This window comes from Pseudomonas sp. EggHat1 (genome assembly GCF_014892995.1).
Taxonomy (GTDB): domain Bacteria; phylum Pseudomonadota; class Gammaproteobacteria; order Pseudomonadales; family Pseudomonadaceae; genus Aquipseudomonas; species Aquipseudomonas chaetocerotis.
In genome coordinates this window covers 98,379-113,407 of record NZ_JACKQK010000003.1, presented here as the reverse complement: position 1 = coordinate 113,407, position 15,029 = coordinate 98,379, and the positions used below count along the sequence as shown (strand labels likewise).

The window sequence follows — 15,029 nt, the reverse complement described above, 5'->3', positions numbered from 1 at the left end:
CAGGCACCTGAAACACCGGGCTTCTGCATCTCCGCTTTGCGGTCGACAGTCCGAGATGCGCGCAGCGATAAGTTTCCGCGACATCCTATGGGTTCAGCGTCTGCGCAACACAACACAATGGATCGCATGGGTTGGTTGTACGTAGTACATCGCGATTCCCCGGATCGACACGATTTCCGGGCTGATTTATTCGGCTGACTCGGCCGCGCCTCCGTAACCAGGTTGAGCACCTTATCGTCATTCTCTTGACCCGCGCGTCGGCTCAAACAATACTGTATCTATATACAGTATCTGGTTATTGTCCCATGTCATCTGTGGTCGCGCTTGACCGGTTGATCGACGCTCGTCGTGTATGGCGAGGTCAGGTCGTTTCATCGCCATCAGGTGCCAATTTCTCAACTGGACACCATTTTCTTGACGCCGTACTGCCAGGTGGCGGCTGGCCTAAGGCTGCACTCAGTGAAATTCTCACGACTGCGCCTGGCATCGGCGAGTTGAGCCTGCTGTGGCCGACCCTTGCCAGCCTGACGGTTTCAGGTGAACGGGTGGTGCTGATCTCCCCTCCTCATCTGCCCTACCCTCAGGCCTGGATTCATGCCGGTGTCGATTTACGCCAACTGAGCATCATCCAGGCAGATGGTCGCGATGCCCTGTGGGCTGCCGAACAATGTTTGCGCTCAGGGAGTTGTGGTGCAGTGTTGAGCTGGTTGCGTCAGGCCGATGATCGCTCGCTGAGACGTCTGCAAGTAGCGGCTGCTACCGGACAAACCCTGGCTTTTGCCTATCGGCCGCAGGTAGAAGCGACCAATCCTTCACCAGCAGCACTACGACTGGTGCTCGACAGCCAGCCGGCGCAGCTGCGGGTGATCAAGTGCCGCGGTGGTCTACCACCCGCGCAGCCGCTCGCGTTTGCCTGGCATTGAGCCTGCCATGCTCTGGGCTTGCATCTTGTTGCCGCAACTGGCCATGGACGGCGTGCAGCGCCACCGCGCCAATCCCGACGAGCCGTTGGTGCTGCTTACCGGCTCGCCACAACGGCGCGTTCTACAGGCGGTCAACCCGGCAGCCCGAGCCCTGGGACTGAAGCCCGGCCAGTCACTGACTGCAGCGCAGGCGCTGACACGTGGGTTTGCCACGGCAGAATACGATCTTGCGGCCATCGAGCGCTGGCAGCAGTTTCTGGCCGCCTGGGCCTATGGGTTCAGTGCCCAGGTCAGCCTGCACTATCCGCGCTGCCTGCTGCTGGAGGTGCAGTCCAGCCTGGGACTGTTCGGTCCATGGTCGCGTTTCGAAGCACGCCTGCGCGCCGAGCTTTCGGCGCTGGCCTTTCAGCACCGCATTGCCGTCGCGCCGAATCCGGCAGCGGCCCGAGTGCTGGTCAATGTCGGTGATGGGTTGATGGCAAGTGATGAGCGGATGCTCAAGCAGATGCTCGATCCCTTGCCAGTGGATCGGCTCGGGCTATCCGCTACGGTTACCATGGCCTTCAATCGCATGGGGCTCAGGCAGTTGCGGCAATTGTTGGCTCTACCGCGTGACAGCCTGGCCAAGCGTTTTCCTGCCGAAGTGCTACGTCATCTCGATACCCTGTCTGGCCAGCGCCCGTTAGCGCTGGATTTCTTCATGCCTGCGGATGTTTTCGATACTCGTATCGAGCTGAATTTCGAAGTGGAATCGCATCAGGCACTGCTGTTCCCGTTGCGCCGGCTGACAGCCGATCTGGCGGCTTACCTAGCCTGTCGTGACAGTGGCGTGCAGCGTTTCACCCTGCATCTGGAACACCGCGCGGGTGCCGATACGCAGATACAGGTGGGCCTGCTCAGCGCCGAGCGTGATCCCGGCATGCTGTTCGAGCTGACACGCGGCCGTCTGGAGCATCAGCAGCTACCAGCGCCAGTGCTGGCCGTGCGACTGGAGGCGCGTGAATTGCCGGTCTTTGCGCCGCAGCATCAGCAACTGTTCGACGAGCGTCCACAACAGAACCAGCCCTGGGAGCAATTACGTGAGCGGCTAAGGGCGCGCCTCGGTGATGACGCCCTGCATGGCCTCGGTGCCAGAGCCGATCACCGTCCCGAGCATGCCTGGCAACATGAACCGACCAACCCCTTGCTGCCTCCCAGGGGCCCGCGCCCCGGCTGGCTGCTGAGCGAGCCCCAGCCGCTGCGTGAGGCCTCGCTGCGCATTCTCTCCGGCCCGGAACGCATCGAGTCCGGCTGGTGGGATGGCGAGGATGTGCGCCGCGACTATTACGTGGTGCAAACCCGTGCCGGTCAGCGCGGCTGGGCGTATCGCACAGTCGGTAGTGATGGGCCATTGCTGCTGCACGGCTGGTTTGCATGAGTGATTACGCCGAGCTGCATTGCCTGTCGAACTTCAGCTTCCAGCGCGGCGCGTCCAGTGCGCAGGAATTGTTCGAGCGCGCGGCAAGGTTGGGTTATCGCGCCCTGGCAATCACCGATGAATGCACACTGGGGGGCATCGTGCGCGCCTGGGAAGCCTCGAAGAAGACTGGCGTAAAGCTGATCGTGGGCAGCGAGGTGGTCATTGAAAAAGGCCCGAAGCTGGTGCTGCTGGCCGAGAACCTGACGGGCTATCAGGCACTATGCGGCCTGATCACTCGGGCGCGGCGCCGAGCGGCAAAAGGCACCTACCGATTGCTGCACGAGGATTTCGTGGCGCCGCTCGATGGCCTGCTGGCCATCTGGCTCAGCGACGGTGACGCCAGCGCCCTGCCCTGGCTTCGCTCGCTGTTTCCCGAGCGCCTGTGGCTGGGCGTTGAGCTGCACCGCAGCGCGGACGATACCGCGCGCCTGCAGCGCCTACTCGAGCTGGCAGGCGATCACGGCCTGCCGGCCGTGGCCTGTGGCGACGTACATATGCATGCCCGTGGCCGCCGCGCCCTGCAGGATTGCATGACCGCCATCCGTCATCATCTGCCCGTGGCTGAGGCCGGCGCCTATCTGTTTGCCAATGGCGAACGGCATCTGCGCCGAGTTGAGGAGCTGGCCGAGCTGTATCCGCCCGAGCTGCTCGCACAGAGCCTGCGTATCGCCGAGCGCTGCAACTTCGATCTCGATCAGCTGGAGTATCACTACCCGCACGAGCTGGTGCCGGCAGGTCATGACGCCACATCCTGGCTGCGCGTTCTGGTGGAGCGTGGCACTGCCGAGCGCTGGCCTGAGGGAGTGCCGGCCAGGGCCCGCGCACAGATCGAACACGAGCTGGCACTGATCGCCGAACTGGAATACGAAAGCTACTTTCTGACCGTGCACGACATCGTCCGCTTCGCCCGCGAGCAACATATTCTTTGCCAGGGTCGGGGATCGGCAGCCAACTCGAGCGTCTGTTTTGCGCTCGGCATCACCGAGCTGGACCCCACGCAAAGTCGGTTGTTGTTCGAGCGTTTTCTCTCTCGCGAACGTAACGAGCCGCCGGACATCGACGTCGACTTCGAGCACGAACGGCGCGAGGAAGTCATCCAGTACGTGTTTCGTCGCTACGGTCGAACGCGGGCTGCGCTCACGGCCGTGGTCAACACCTATCACGGCGCCGGGGCGATACGCGACGTCGCCAAGGCTCTTGGTTTGCCGCCTGATCAGGTCAATGCGCTGGCTGACTGCTGTGGCCGCTGGAGCAGCGGCCCGCCAGCGCCCGAGCGCCTGCTGGAAGCGGGGTTCGATCCGCAGAATCCACTGCTCAGGCGTGTGCTGATACTGACTGGCGAGTTGATCGGCTTCCCTCGCCATCTGTCGCAGCATCCGGGCGGTTTCGTCATTTCCGAGCATGCCCTCGATACGCTGGTGCCGGTGGAGAACGCGACGATGGCCGAGCGTACTGTCATCCAGTGGGACAAGGACGATCTGGACAGGGTCGGCCTGCTCAAGGTCGACGTGCTGGCTTTGGGTATGCTCAGCGCCCTGCGCCGTTGTTTCGGCCTGATCGAGCGCTACCGCGGCACACAGTGGACGCTGGCCACCCTGCCCAAGGAAGACCCGGCCACCTACGCCATGATCAGCCGTGCAGACACCATCGGCGCGTTCCAGATCGAGTCCCGTGCGCAGATGGCGATGCTGCCACGACTGCGCCCGAACACCTTCTACGACCTGGTGATCCAGGTGGCCATCGTCCGTCCGGGACCGATCCAGGGTGACATGGTGCATCCCTACCTGCGTCGGCGAAACGGCGAAGAACCAATCGACTATCCCTCTGATGAACTCAAGCCGGTCTTCGAGCGCACGCTCGGCGTGCCGCTGTTTCAGGAGCAGGTCATGGAGCTGGCCATCGTCGCTGCCGAGTACACACCCGGCGAGGCGGATGAACTACGCCGCAGCATGGCCGCCTGGAAACGTCATGGCGGGCTCGAACCGCATCGTCAGCGGCTGACCTCGCGCATGCTGGAAAAGGGTTACACGCAGGCATTCACCGAGCGGATCTTCCGCCAGATCGAGGGCTTCGGTAGTTACGGTTTTCCCGAGTCGCACGCGGCCAGCTTCGCCCTGCTCGCCTATGCCAGTTGCTGGCTGAAGTGCCACGAGCCCGCTGCCTATGCCTGCGCGCTGGTCAACAGTTGGCCGATGGGCTTCTACAGCCCGGATCAAGTGCTGCAGGATGCACGGCGGCATGATGTCGAGGTGCGTCCCGTGGACGTGCGCTACAGCGACTGGGATTGCAGCCTGGAGCCCGATGAACATGGCGAGCCGACCATCCGCCTGGGGCTGAGGATGATTCGTGGCATGCGCGAAGACGATGCGGGCCGTATCGAACAGGCGCGCCAGTGCGGCGCATTCCGTGATGTCGAAGACCTCAGCATACGTGCATGCCTGGATGCATCGGCGCGCGAGCGATTGGCCGATGCAGGCGCACTCTGCGGCCTGGTTGGCCACCGCTACCAGGCGCGCTGGGCGGTTGCTGGCGTCGAGGAGCAACTGCCTCTGTTCGCTGGCGTGTCTGCGCCGAGTGAAGAAATCCTGAGTCTGCCTGCACCATCGCAAGGAGAAGACCTGCTGACCGACTATGTCACGCTTGGCACCACGCTCGGTCCGCATCCTCTGGCCCTGCTGCGCCAGGCGCTGCGCGCGATACGCTGCAAGAGCTCGCGGGAGCTACAGGCAGTCGAGCACGGCCGGCCTGTCAGCATTGCCGGTCTGGTGATCGGCCGGCAAAGGCCGCAAACCGCCAGCGGCGTCATTTTCGTCACCCTCGAAGATGAGTTCGGTCTGGTCAATGTGGTCGTCTGGCACGACCTGGCCGAGCGGCAGCGCCGAGTTCTGGTGCAGTCGCAGATGCTGCGCATCGATGGCCACCTGGAGACCGTCGACGGTGTGCGCCACGTGATCGCCGGGCGTCTGACGGACATGACGACTATGCTGACGGGGCTGGATATACGCAGTCGGGATTTTCACTGAGCCGTCGACTGCACCACCAAGCACTGTACGAACGCAAAAAAAAGCCGCACTGGATCACCAGGCGGCCACAAGTCGTCTTAACCAAAGGAGATGAAGTGGAGCCAGAGTGTCGGCTTGCGGGAGAGATGCAAAAGCCGCCACCCCTGGAATCTTCATCGGGGAGAAGCCTACCCCCGCTCACTGCCAAGCCCTCATCGAAGAAGTCGATAGTGACCATCGACCACCTTCAGTAGTGCCTGCGCCGTCTCGGTGGTATCTATGAGCGGTCCGTCTGGACTGGGCTTTGTCTCGATGCGAGGCCTGACAAGAAAACATACCAACACCGGAGCACTCATGCACAAGAAGCACTGTCTCGCGCTGGCTTGCGGCCTCGCGCTTGGCGGGCAGTTGGCCCACGCCAGCAGCCAGTCCGAAGCCAATGGTTTCGTCGAGGACGCCAGCCTCGATCTGTTGCTGCGCAATGCCTACTTCAACCGTGATTTCAAAGACAACACCAACGATGCGAAGACCTGGGGTCAGGGTTTCATCGCTACCTTCGAGTCCGGTTTTACCCAGGGCACCGTCGGCTTCGGCGTCGATGCTTTCGGCCTGCTCGGGGTCAAGCTCGACAGTGGCCGCGGCCGCAACTATCGCCCCTTCTTCGATACCGACAGCGAAGGTCGCCCAGTGGACGAGCTGTCCCAGGCAGGCGGTGCGGTGAAGCTGCGCATCTCCAATACCGTGATCAAGTACGGCAACCAGTTCCCTTCCCTGCCGGTTCTGGCCCATGACGACACTCGTCTGCTGCCACAGTCTTTCACCGGCACGCTGGTCACCAGCAACGAAATTGAAGGCCTGGAACTGAATGCAGGTCGTTTCACTGCTGACAGCCCGATGGGTGACTCGGCACGCGATCCCAACCGACTCAAGAGCATCGACGTGCTCGGTGGCAGCTACGCTGTCAGCGACGATCTGAGCCTGGCGCTCTATCACGCCGACCTTGAGGACATGTACAAACGCTATTACGCCAACGTCAATTACAACCTGGTGTTGGCCGCCGAACAGGCGTTGAATTTCGACTTCAACATCTATCGCACCAAGTACGACACCGGTTCCGTGGCAGCCCTGGATTACGGCGGCGATGGTAAAGGTGACCGCAACACCATCTGGAGCCTGGCGGCCAAATACAGCATTGGCGCCCATGCCTTTATCGTCGCTCACCAGCGCAACAGCGGCGATGCCGGATTTGCCAAAGATTATGGCGACGGCGGCGGAAGCATCTATGTGGCCAACTCCTACTACTCGGACTTCAACCTGAAGGACGAGCGCTCCTGGCAGGCCAGCTACGAGCTGAACTTCGCCGAGTACGGCGTGCCGGGTCTGCGCTACAAGTTCGCTTACGTACGTGGTGACAACATCGATACCGGTAGCGACAACAACGGTACCGAACGCGAGATCTTCAACCAGATCGGCTACACCTTCCAGAGTGGCGCGGCCAAGGATCTGCATCTGCGCCTGCGTAACTCCATCTACCGTTCCAGCACCGACGTAGGGCCGGATCTCAACGAGATTCGTGCCTTTGTCGAATACCCGCTGAGTATCCTCTGATGGTCGCTGCCCCGGCCTTGGCCGGGGCAGTTCTCAACCACGCAGAGCTTGCGCAACGGCCCTGGTAGCATCCTCGATGGCCCGTTCCTCATAGGGCGCAAAGCCCATTACCAGTCCCGGCCCTCGCGGCTTGACGCAGTAACTCGCCAGTGGCAGCGCGTCGATACCGGCAGCCTGCAGACGGCCAAAAACATCCTGTTCGGTCTCTACCTGCAAACGACAGGCGATATCCATCCCAGCACGAATTTCCGGCACCTCGATCAGCCCTTGCCAATGCTTGTGCGCAGCTTCGGCGAAGGCGTCGGCACGTGATGCGTAGATCTTGCGCATGCGCCGCACATGGCGGTCGAAATGCCCCTCATGGATGAAGTCGGCCAGCACGGCCTGCGCCAGGCTGTTGGCATGGCGCGACATTAGTGCCGAAGCACGGGTGAAACTCTCCATCAGATGCTCAGGCAGCACCAGATAGGCCAGGCGAATCGAGGGGAACAGCAGTTTGCTGAAGGTCCCGGCCATGATGACCGAGTGCTCGGCACCCGGCATGGAGCGCAACGCTGGAATGGGCTTGGCGATGAAACGGTACTCGCTGTCGTAGTCGTCTTCGAAGATGTAACTGCCCTGCTCCGTCGCCCACTTCAGCAAGGCCAGGCGGCGTGCAGGCGACAACTCACCGCCCAGTGGTGCCTGGCGTGAAGGTGTGACGTAGGCCAGTCGTGCACCAGGCGCCGAACGTATGCCCTCTTCCACTCGCAAGCCTGCTTGATCCACCGAAACGTCCACTCGCGTCACACCAGAGATGTCCATCAACTGCCGTGCGCCGGGATAACCCGGATCTTCCATCCACACCTGAGAGTCGCCTGGTGCCAGCAAGCGCAGGCAGATATCCAGGCCTTGTTGCACGCTGCCGAGCACCAGGATGCGCTCCGGCGAAACCTGTACCCCGCGAGCGATGGCCAGGTAGCCGGCGATGGCTTCACGCAGCTCGGGCAAGCCTGCCGGGTCGGCGTCGAGCAGCATCGTCAGGCGCGAACTGCGCAACTGCTGCGTGTGCAACTTGCGCCACAGGTCGATGGGAAAGGCGTTGATATCGCCACGGTGAGGAAAGAACGGGCGCACGCCGGTTGGCAGCGTTCGCCGAGAGAAGATGGGCTCGTTCTCGGCCAGACGCCTCAGCCAAGGCGTGTCAGGTGCTGTGCGCTTCTCTTCCACCTCGGCCACCACCTTGCGCCGAACGTATCCCGCGTTCAGCGTCGGGTCCGGTAATACCTCGCTGACGCGCGTACCACTGCCGGTCCGAGCTTGCAGATAGCCTTCGGAAAGCAGTTGCTGATAGGCAGCCTGCACCGTCCCGCGCGCCAAGCCGTAGTACTCGGCCATGGAGCGAGTACTGGGCAGCTTGCTGCCAGCGGGCAGGCGCCCACCCAGAATCGCGCGGCGCAGCGATTCGTATAGCCATGCCTGTAGGCTGACTCCCTCCTCCGGCGTTCCCAGCGGCAGAAAGACCACTTGCGGTGGGGTTTTATCGAGTGGCATAGGGCCTCGAAGTGGACTAGTTATTTTTGCAGATACTGGATCAATACCTTGATCCAAAACAACCACACAATCGATCCCGTAGCCAGCCAACACTTCTTTTCTTCAACGACTATGGGAATTCACGATATGAAACAGCAGATCCTGATCATCGGTGCCGGCTTCGGCGGTATGTGGAGTGCGCTGAGCGCCGTTCGCCTGCTGGACCAGCACCAGCGCCTGGACGTCGCCGTTACCCTCCTCGCTCCGCAAGCGGAACTGCGCGTACGCCCGCGTTTCTATGAAAGCGACCTGGCCACCACCGTTGCCCCACTCGGCCCGTTGTTCGATGCAGTCGGCGTGCAGTTCGTCCAGGGCAGCGCTACGCGTATCGATGCCGCAGGCAAGCGAGTGGTCTACCGTGACGCGAGCGGCGCCCAGGCCGAACTGAGTTTCGATCGGTTGATTCTGGCCTCTGGTAGCCAGGTCGCCCGGCCTCCACTGGCCGGTATCGACCGCTTCGCCTTCGATGTCGACAGCCTGGAGTCGGCGCAGAAACTTGAAGCCCATCTGCAGAGCCTACACGACAAACCGTCCAGCCAGGCTCGTAACACCGTGGTGGTGGTCGGAGGTGGTTTCACAGGTATCGAAACGGCCACGGAAATGCCGGCGCGGCTGCGCGCCATTCTGGGTAAAGAAGCCGATGTGCGGGTGATTGTCGTCGACATGGGCAAACAGGTCGGCAGCATCATGGGCGAGCAGATCGCCTCGGTGATCGCCGAAGCCAGTGACACACTGGGCGTGACCTGGAAGCTCGGTAGCCCGGTGTCGATAGTCGATGAGCATGGCGTCCAGCTCGACAACGGCGAACGTATCGAAGCCAGCACCGTAGTCTGGACCGTCGGGGTTAAGGCCTCGCCGCTGACGCAGCAGATCGATGGCGAGCGCGACGCCTTTGGCCGCCTGCACGTCGACCGTAACCTGAAAGTACTCGGTCAGGACGCCATCTACGCCACCGGCGATACCGCCTATGCCGCGGTGGATGAACTTGGCAACCACGCACTGATGACCTGCCAGCACGCCATCGCTCTCGGCCGCTCCTCCGGCAATAACGCGGCAGCCGATCTGCTGGGTGTCGAGCCGATTCCCTACAGCCAACCCAAGTACGTCACCTGCCTGGACCTGGGCGCCTGGGGCGCTGTGTTCACCGAAGGCTGGGAGCGCAAGGTGGTGCTGACCGGCAAGGAAGGCAAAGAGCTGAAAATGCAGATCAACACCCAGTGGATCTACCCGCCGGAGGCCAAGCGCGAGATCGCCCTGGCAGCCGCCGACCCGCTGATTCCGGTCGTCGCCTGATCGATGAGACATGCTCAGGGCGTCGGCTGCCCTGGGCATGTCACGCTCAATCGCGGTAAATCTGCACCTGCAGCTTCGCCGGCGGGTCCTCCCCTTCAGTCCGCAACCATTCGCCTGGCGGTTGCCCGACCTGCTGGGCAAAGGTGCGCGAGAACGACGCCTGCGAGGCGTAGCCCACAGCATCGGCGATCACCTTGATCGGCTTCCCCTCACGCAGCAGGTCCTGCGCCACCTTCATGCGCCAGGCCGTCACATAGGCCATGGGCGTCATGCTCATGACCTCAGAGAACAGCGCTGCGAACTTGGTACGCGACATCTTCGCCAACGCTGCCAGACGCTCGACGCTCCAGGCCAGCTGGGGTTCCTGGTGAATGCAGATCAGCGCGGGCCCCAGTTGACTGTCTTGCAGCGCATAAAGCAGGCCGCTGGTTATGCGCCCTTCGTTCACCGCGCGGCGCACCAGCAGGACGAACACGTATTCGAACAGCAGGTTCAACGCCTTGCTCCGGCCGGGTGCCTGTGTACGGAATTCGTTGACCAGTGAGCCGATCACCGGCCCGAGCTGCTCGAGGGCGCTCAGCGGAAACACCAGGGTTTCCAAAAGGCCCAGCGGAAACGGCTGCTGCCCCGAACGCCCGAACTGGAACGAGGAGCAGATCAGATCCACGCCGCCGGGCTGGTGCGCTCGCAGCTTGTAGCAGCAGGTGCTGGGACAGAACAGAACGCTGGGTTCACTGATCGCGATACGAGGCTTGTCGGCGTGCACCATATCCAGTGCACCTCGCTCGATCACGTGGATGAATGCCATGCCAGGGGGCTTATCCAGCACCAGGGTACCGTCTACCGGGCCGGCGAATAACAGTCGCCCTTGCAGGCTCGTGCGCTCGAAGAACTCGGAAAGAACATCCATATTGGTAACGACCTGATAAAGATTCTCTACGTTGGTGAAAGCTCAACCGGTTAGAGCCCATGGGTTGAACCGTCGTCGATTGATAGACAGTTAAACCCATGAAAATTCCAACGGTCATTCACCAGGACGGAGAATCATCCGTGATTTACATCACGGTTTTTACAGGCCCAACCCTGAACTACCCATCCAACAAGGCGCACGCCGATCAGACCAGCCCATAGGAATGACCATTGTCTTCTGACTGGGCCTGCATCTTGGCTCGCTCCTCCATGCGCTGGGCAATTTCTTCTTCGACTGCCTTCTGCTGCTCAGGTGGCAGCGCCTCGATCTCCTCTTCTGTCATGCCTATTTCCTTGAGGATACTGTCGCGCATCTTCTCGGCCGGAGTCATCGCCATGTAGGCCTTGAAAGCCTCCAGCGCGGCGTTACCACCCTCATCTCCCAGTGGCTTTTCAACGCGCCCTGAACTGACTGATGTCTCGACCTTGCCATCCGACGCGTTCTGCAGGGCGACGCGCAAACGAGCAAAGCCCTCCTCAGTAGCCTGCCTGGCGCGGAACTCGCGTTCAGACTCGGCGTTCGCCGTGCGCGTGGTCTTCTCGACATTGCGCGCCAACTGGGCCAGCTCGCCCTGCTCTTCACTCTGCTTGTTGCGAAATCCCGTCAGGGATATGCCACCGTAACTGCCAATACCTCCAATCGTGCTCATGCCGTGCTCCTTGACTGAGTTGCAATTGCCAGGCGCACTGATTCAAAGCGCATGCCAGCTCATGAGGCGCGCTTAACCAATTGAAAGTATTGAATTTTATAATCGACTAGAAAGGAAGCGAGGCAACCCCTTGCCGCCAAGCGGCAAGGGGTTGCAGTGGCGGGCTCAGTGCTGCCCGCTCATTTGCCGGAAGGCATCGAGCAGTGCCTGGCTGAGATCGACCGAGGAAAACTTGGTCAGTACTGCGTTGGCTCCGACCGAACGCGCCTTCTCGGTATTCATGGTGCTGTCCAGCGAGGTGTGCAGCAGCACGTAAGTGTCGGCAATATCGGGACTGCGACGAATTTCCTGAACCAGGCTGTAGCCATCCAGCTCCGGCATCTCGATGTCCGAGACCAGAAGCTCGAATGGCATGCCAGCCTGATGGTATTCGTGCAGTTGCTGCAGAGCAGCCTGGGCACTGCGTACCGCCGTGCAATCGAGCCCCAGCTGGCGCAGTACGTTGAGGGTCTGTTGCAGCGCGACTTGCGAGTCGTCGACCAGCAACACGCGGCGACCTTGCAGCAAGCGGGCATCCTGGCCGTCGAGCAGTTGCCCGACGGGGGCTTCCTCCAGCGCAGGTGCAATGTCGTGCAGTACCTTCTCGATATCGAGAACCTGCACGATGGCGCCATCGATCTGGGTCACACCCGTAATGAAGGCACGATTACCGGCCCCGGCAGGTGGCGGACGCACGTCACGGGTGGAGCACTGCACGATACGCTCGACACTTTTCACGTGCAGCCCCTGACGCGAGCGGCTCAACTCGGTGACGATCAGGCAGCCGTCGTCTTCGTCAGCCGCACCGCGTTCGCCGATGGCGCGAGCCAGATCGATCACCGTCATCGCGGCGCCACGCAAGGTGGCGATGCCGCGCACGTTGGGGTGACGATTGGGCAGCTTGGTCAAGGCTGGACAGGGAATGATCTCGTTGACCTTGAGCAGGTTGATCCCCAGCAGGCGGCCGCTATGCAAACGAAACAACAACAGCGATAGCGCGTCGCCGGTAACCAGACTCATGTACCTATCCTTAGAACGAACGTAGACCTAGGTTATAGCGACCGCATGGCCAAGGACTTTAGGGTCTGTGCGAAAAGTCGTCGAGCGAAGGTCAGGCAAGGCAAAAACAGGCGAAGAACGGCCGGGGTCGCGCACGACTTTACGTGCTGTAAATGAGCATTCTGAGCCTGTTATTAACGCAGCATCACCGAGCGCAGGCACTTTTCGTACAGAGCCTAATCCGTGGCCAGTTTCAGGGCCACTCGCCCGCGGTTCGGGCAGGTTTCCATGTAGCGATGCGCTTCGACAAAATCTTCGAAGTCGAACACCTTGTCGATCACCGGCGTCAGCAGGCGGTCCGCAGTCATCTGATTGATGTGCGTGAGCGCGCGTTGCACGGCATCATTGTTCGGCTCGATACCCAGCTCCGGGCACCCGGTGAAATCCAGCACGCAGTGACGGAAGAACTGCAGGTGCTTCTTGAATGCGGCGCAAGCAGGGAAAGCCGTATCGTTGCCGCCATTGATGCCATACAGGATCAGCTTGCCGCGCGGCGCGGCGATATCACCCAGCAGCTTCATCTGCGGGCCGGCACACTGGTCGAGAATCACCTCGACACCCTTGCCTTCGGTGTAGCGCTCGACTTCCAGGACCAGGTCCTGTTCCTCGGTGGCGATCACCTTGTCGGCACCCAGGCCACGCAGAAACTCGCGATCCTCCGAAGAACTGGTGGAAACGATGACCTTGGCACCCAGCGCCTTGGCCAGTTGCACGGTCTGTGGTGCCATGCAGTGGCTGGCCTCGGTGATCAGCACATGCTGGCCGGGTTTGAGGTGAGCGAGATCGTTCAGCGCCAGGTAGCCGAACAGCAGGCTGGTGTAATGAACACTGGCCTCGACCGGGCTGAGAACGTCGGGATAACGGGTCAGGGCATGGCTGGGCATCAGCACCAGATCACCCCAGGTCGGGTAACGGTTCGGCGTGCTCGCCGGGAAACCTGCAACGGCGGTGCCGACTTCGAAGTCGTTCACGCCCTCGCCCAGCACCGCAACGGTGCCGGCCAGTTCGAAACCGGTACCGGCTGGAAGCTTGGCCTGCTCGGCCGCCAGGTTCTGACGCCACAGCACGTCTTTCCAGCCCAGGCCGACGGCCTGAACGCGCACCAAGACTTCGCCAGGGCCGGGCACAGGGGTCGGAACCTCTTCGTACTGGAGCACATCGGCATCGCCGAACTTATGAAAACGGATCATGCGGGACATCGCTTACCTCGAGCTTGATCGCGGATTAACACTTCAATGACTGTGGACTCTATCCGCTGTGCGGCGGCGACACTATCAGACTCTATCGATAGTCTTCATGCCTGTCAGTGATTCAGCGACTTTCAATCCGCTACACACTGCCCGTACTATTGCCCGGGCAAAGGCTCTCATTTGCAGCGCCGTGCTGACAAGGCCCGTATCCCTCGAATGGTACCCGGATGAACCGCAACGACCTGCGCCGCCTCGATCTGAACCTGTTGATTGTCTTCGAGACCCTGATGCACGAGCGTAGCGTGACGCGAGCCGCGGAAAAGTTGTTTCTCGGCCAGCCCGCCATCAGTGCGGCGCTTGCTCGCCTGCGTACCCTGTTCGATGACCCCCTGTTCGTGCGTACCGGTCGCAGCATGGAACCGACACCGCGCGCGCAGGAGATTTTTGCCCTGCTCTCGCCGGCGCTTGACTCGATCTCCACCGCTGTCAGCCGCGCCGCCGATTTCGATCCCGCGACCAGCAAAGCTATATTTCGCATCGGCCTCTCCGACGACGTCGAGTTCGCCCTGCTGCCGGCTATGCTCCGACGCCTGCGCGCAGAAGCGCCGGGCGTGGTGCTGGTGATTCGCCGCACCAACTATCTGATGATGCCCGGCCTGCTGGCATCTGGTGAGATTTCGGTGGGCGTGGCCTACACCGAAGAGCTGCCGGCCAACGCCAAGCGCAAGGTGCTGCGTCGCACAAAGGCCAAGCTGCTGCGCGCCGACACCGTACCCGGCGCGCTCAGCCTTGACGATTTCTGTGCACGTCCCCATGCGCTGGTCTCCTTCGCCGGAGACCTAACCGGTTTCATCGATGACGAACTGGCCAAGCTTGGACGCGAGCGCCACATCGTATTGGCCGTTCCGCAGTTCAACGGCCTGGCGACTCTGCTGGCGGAAACCGATATCGTCGCCAGCGTGCCGGACTACACTGCAGCCGCCTTGACCGCAGCCGGCGGCCTGCGCGCCGAGGATCTGCCGCTAGAGGCGCAAACCTACGAACTGCATATGGCTTGGCGTGGCGCCCAGGACAACGACCCAGCCGAGCGCTGGCTGCGCTCACGCATCCAGATGTTCTGCGGCGACCCAGACAGCCTCTGACAAACATCCGGAAACGCACCATCCAGGTGCCGCCAGGAACCTTGGCGCACCTTCGTAGATCGAAATTGATATAAGTGCGTCGTTTATCATTCCCGATGATATTCAAATTCATGGCATTCGATT

11 protein-coding genes are annotated in these 15,029 nt (G+C 61.5%); 6 read left to right on the top strand and 5 right to left on the bottom strand.

Annotation, left to right across the window (positions count from 1 at the left end):
• The first annotated feature begins 305 nt into the window (after positions 1–305).
• The 4 genes from imuA to INS93_RS06860 all read left to right on the top strand — a co-directional run bounded on the left by imuA (position 306) and on the right by INS93_RS06860 (position 6,992).
• On the top strand, positions 306–923 hold the full coding sequence (gene imuA / locus INS93_RS06875) for a translesion DNA synthesis-associated protein ImuA (protein ID WP_160018030.1): 618 nt from the start codon (positions 306–308) through the stop codon (positions 921–923).
• 7 nt (positions 924–930) lie between these two features.
• A complete protein-coding gene (locus INS93_RS06870; RefSeq protein WP_192980805.1) occupies positions 931–2,340 on the top strand; it encodes a Y-family DNA polymerase in 1,410 nt (469 codons plus the stop codon).
• On the top strand, positions 2,337–5,405 hold the full coding sequence (locus INS93_RS06865) for an error-prone DNA polymerase (protein ID WP_192980804.1): 3,069 nt from the start codon (positions 2,337–2,339) through the stop codon (positions 5,403–5,405). Before INS93_RS06870 ends, INS93_RS06865 begins: the two co-directional genes overlap by 4 nt.
• A 333-nt stretch (positions 5,406–5,738) precedes the next feature.
• Positions 5,739–6,992, top strand: coding sequence for an OprD family porin (locus INS93_RS06860; protein ID WP_192980803.1), 1,254 nt, complete (start codon positions 5,739–5,741; stop codon positions 6,990–6,992).
• Between the two features lie 33 nt (positions 6,993–7,025).
• On the opposite strand, the gene INS93_RS06855 is transcribed toward INS93_RS06860, so the two are convergent.
• Positions 7,026–8,525, bottom strand: a complete 1,500-nt coding sequence (locus tag INS93_RS06855; protein ID WP_192980802.1) for a PLP-dependent aminotransferase family protein — start codon at positions 8,523–8,525, stop codon at positions 7,026–7,028.
• A 126-nt stretch (positions 8,526–8,651) separates the two neighbouring features.
• On the opposite strand from INS93_RS06855, the gene INS93_RS06850 reads away from it, so the two are divergent.
• Positions 8,652–9,857, top strand: a complete 1,206-nt coding sequence (locus INS93_RS06850; RefSeq protein ID WP_192980801.1) for an NAD(P)/FAD-dependent oxidoreductase — start codon at positions 8,652–8,654, stop codon at positions 9,855–9,857.
• Positions 9,858–9,903: 46 nt separating this feature from the next.
• On the opposite strand, the gene INS93_RS06845 is transcribed toward INS93_RS06850, so the two are convergent.
• The 4 genes from INS93_RS06845 to INS93_RS06830 form a co-directional block, all read right to left on the bottom strand.
• Positions 9,904–10,767 (bottom strand): AraC family transcriptional regulator, encoded by an 864-nt coding sequence (locus INS93_RS06845; RefSeq protein ID WP_192980800.1) that lies wholly within the window; start codon positions 10,765–10,767, stop codon positions 9,904–9,906.
• A gap of 205 nt (positions 10,768–10,972) precedes the next feature.
• Positions 10,973–11,476 (bottom strand): hypothetical protein, encoded by a 504-nt coding sequence (locus INS93_RS06840; protein ID WP_192980799.1) that lies wholly within the window; start codon positions 11,474–11,476, stop codon positions 10,973–10,975.
• A gap of 165 nt (positions 11,477–11,641) precedes the next feature.
• Positions 11,642–12,535 carry a chemotaxis protein CheV gene (locus tag INS93_RS06835; protein ID WP_072424018.1) on the bottom strand — a complete coding sequence of 298 codons (894 nt, stop codon included), beginning with the start codon at positions 12,533–12,535 and terminating at the stop codon, positions 11,642–11,644.
• A 215-nt stretch (positions 12,536–12,750) separates the two neighbouring features.
• Positions 12,751–13,773, bottom strand: a complete 1,023-nt coding sequence (locus INS93_RS06830; protein ID WP_160018038.1) for a zinc-dependent alcohol dehydrogenase family protein — start codon at positions 13,771–13,773, stop codon at positions 12,751–12,753.
• 218 nt (positions 13,774–13,991) lie between these two features.
• Here INS93_RS06830 and INS93_RS06825 point away from each other — a divergent pair, with 218 nt between their 5' ends.
• The gene (locus tag INS93_RS06825) at positions 13,992–14,906 is read left to right on the top strand and encodes a LysR family transcriptional regulator (protein WP_100548906.1); all 915 of its coding nucleotides are present in this window, start codon (positions 13,992–13,994) and stop codon (positions 14,904–14,906) included.
• The last annotated feature ends 123 nt before the right edge of the window (positions 14,907–15,029 follow it).

What these genes read in the sequence shown, in the direction of transcription:
- imuA (WP_160018030.1), top strand. Translation starts at nt 306, where the DNA reads ATGTCATCTGTGGTCGCGCTTGACCGGTTGATCGACGCTCGTCGTGTA.
- INS93_RS06870 (WP_192980805.1), top strand. Translation starts at nt 931, where the DNA reads ATGCTCTGGGCTTGCATCTTGTTGCCGCAACTGGCCATGGACGGCGTG.
- INS93_RS06865 (WP_192980804.1), top strand. Translation starts at nt 2,337, where the DNA reads ATGAGTGATTACGCCGAGCTGCATTGCCTGTCGAACTTCAGCTTCCAG.
- INS93_RS06860 (WP_192980803.1), top strand. Translation starts at nt 5,739, where the DNA reads ATGCACAAGAAGCACTGTCTCGCGCTGGCTTGCGGCCTCGCGCTTGGC.
- INS93_RS06855 (WP_192980802.1), bottom strand. Translation starts at nt 8,525, where the DNA reads ATGCCACTCGATAAAACCCCACCGCAAGTGGTCTTTCTGCCGCTGGGA.
- INS93_RS06850 (WP_192980801.1), top strand. Translation starts at nt 8,652, where the DNA reads ATGAAACAGCAGATCCTGATCATCGGTGCCGGCTTCGGCGGTATGTGG.
- INS93_RS06845 (WP_192980800.1), bottom strand. Translation starts at nt 10,767, where the DNA reads ATGGATGTTCTTTCCGAGTTCTTCGAGCGCACGAGCCTGCAAGGGCGA.
- INS93_RS06840 (WP_192980799.1), bottom strand. Translation starts at nt 11,476, where the DNA reads ATGAGCACGATTGGAGGTATTGGCAGTTACGGTGGCATATCCCTGACG.
- INS93_RS06835 (WP_072424018.1), bottom strand. Translation starts at nt 12,535, where the DNA reads ATGAGTCTGGTTACCGGCGACGCGCTATCGCTGTTGTTGTTTCGTTTG.
- INS93_RS06830 (WP_160018038.1), bottom strand. Translation starts at nt 13,773, where the DNA reads ATGTCCCGCATGATCCGTTTTCATAAGTTCGGCGATGCCGATGTGCTC.
- INS93_RS06825 (WP_100548906.1), top strand. Translation starts at nt 13,992, where the DNA reads ATGAACCGCAACGACCTGCGCCGCCTCGATCTGAACCTGTTGATTGTC.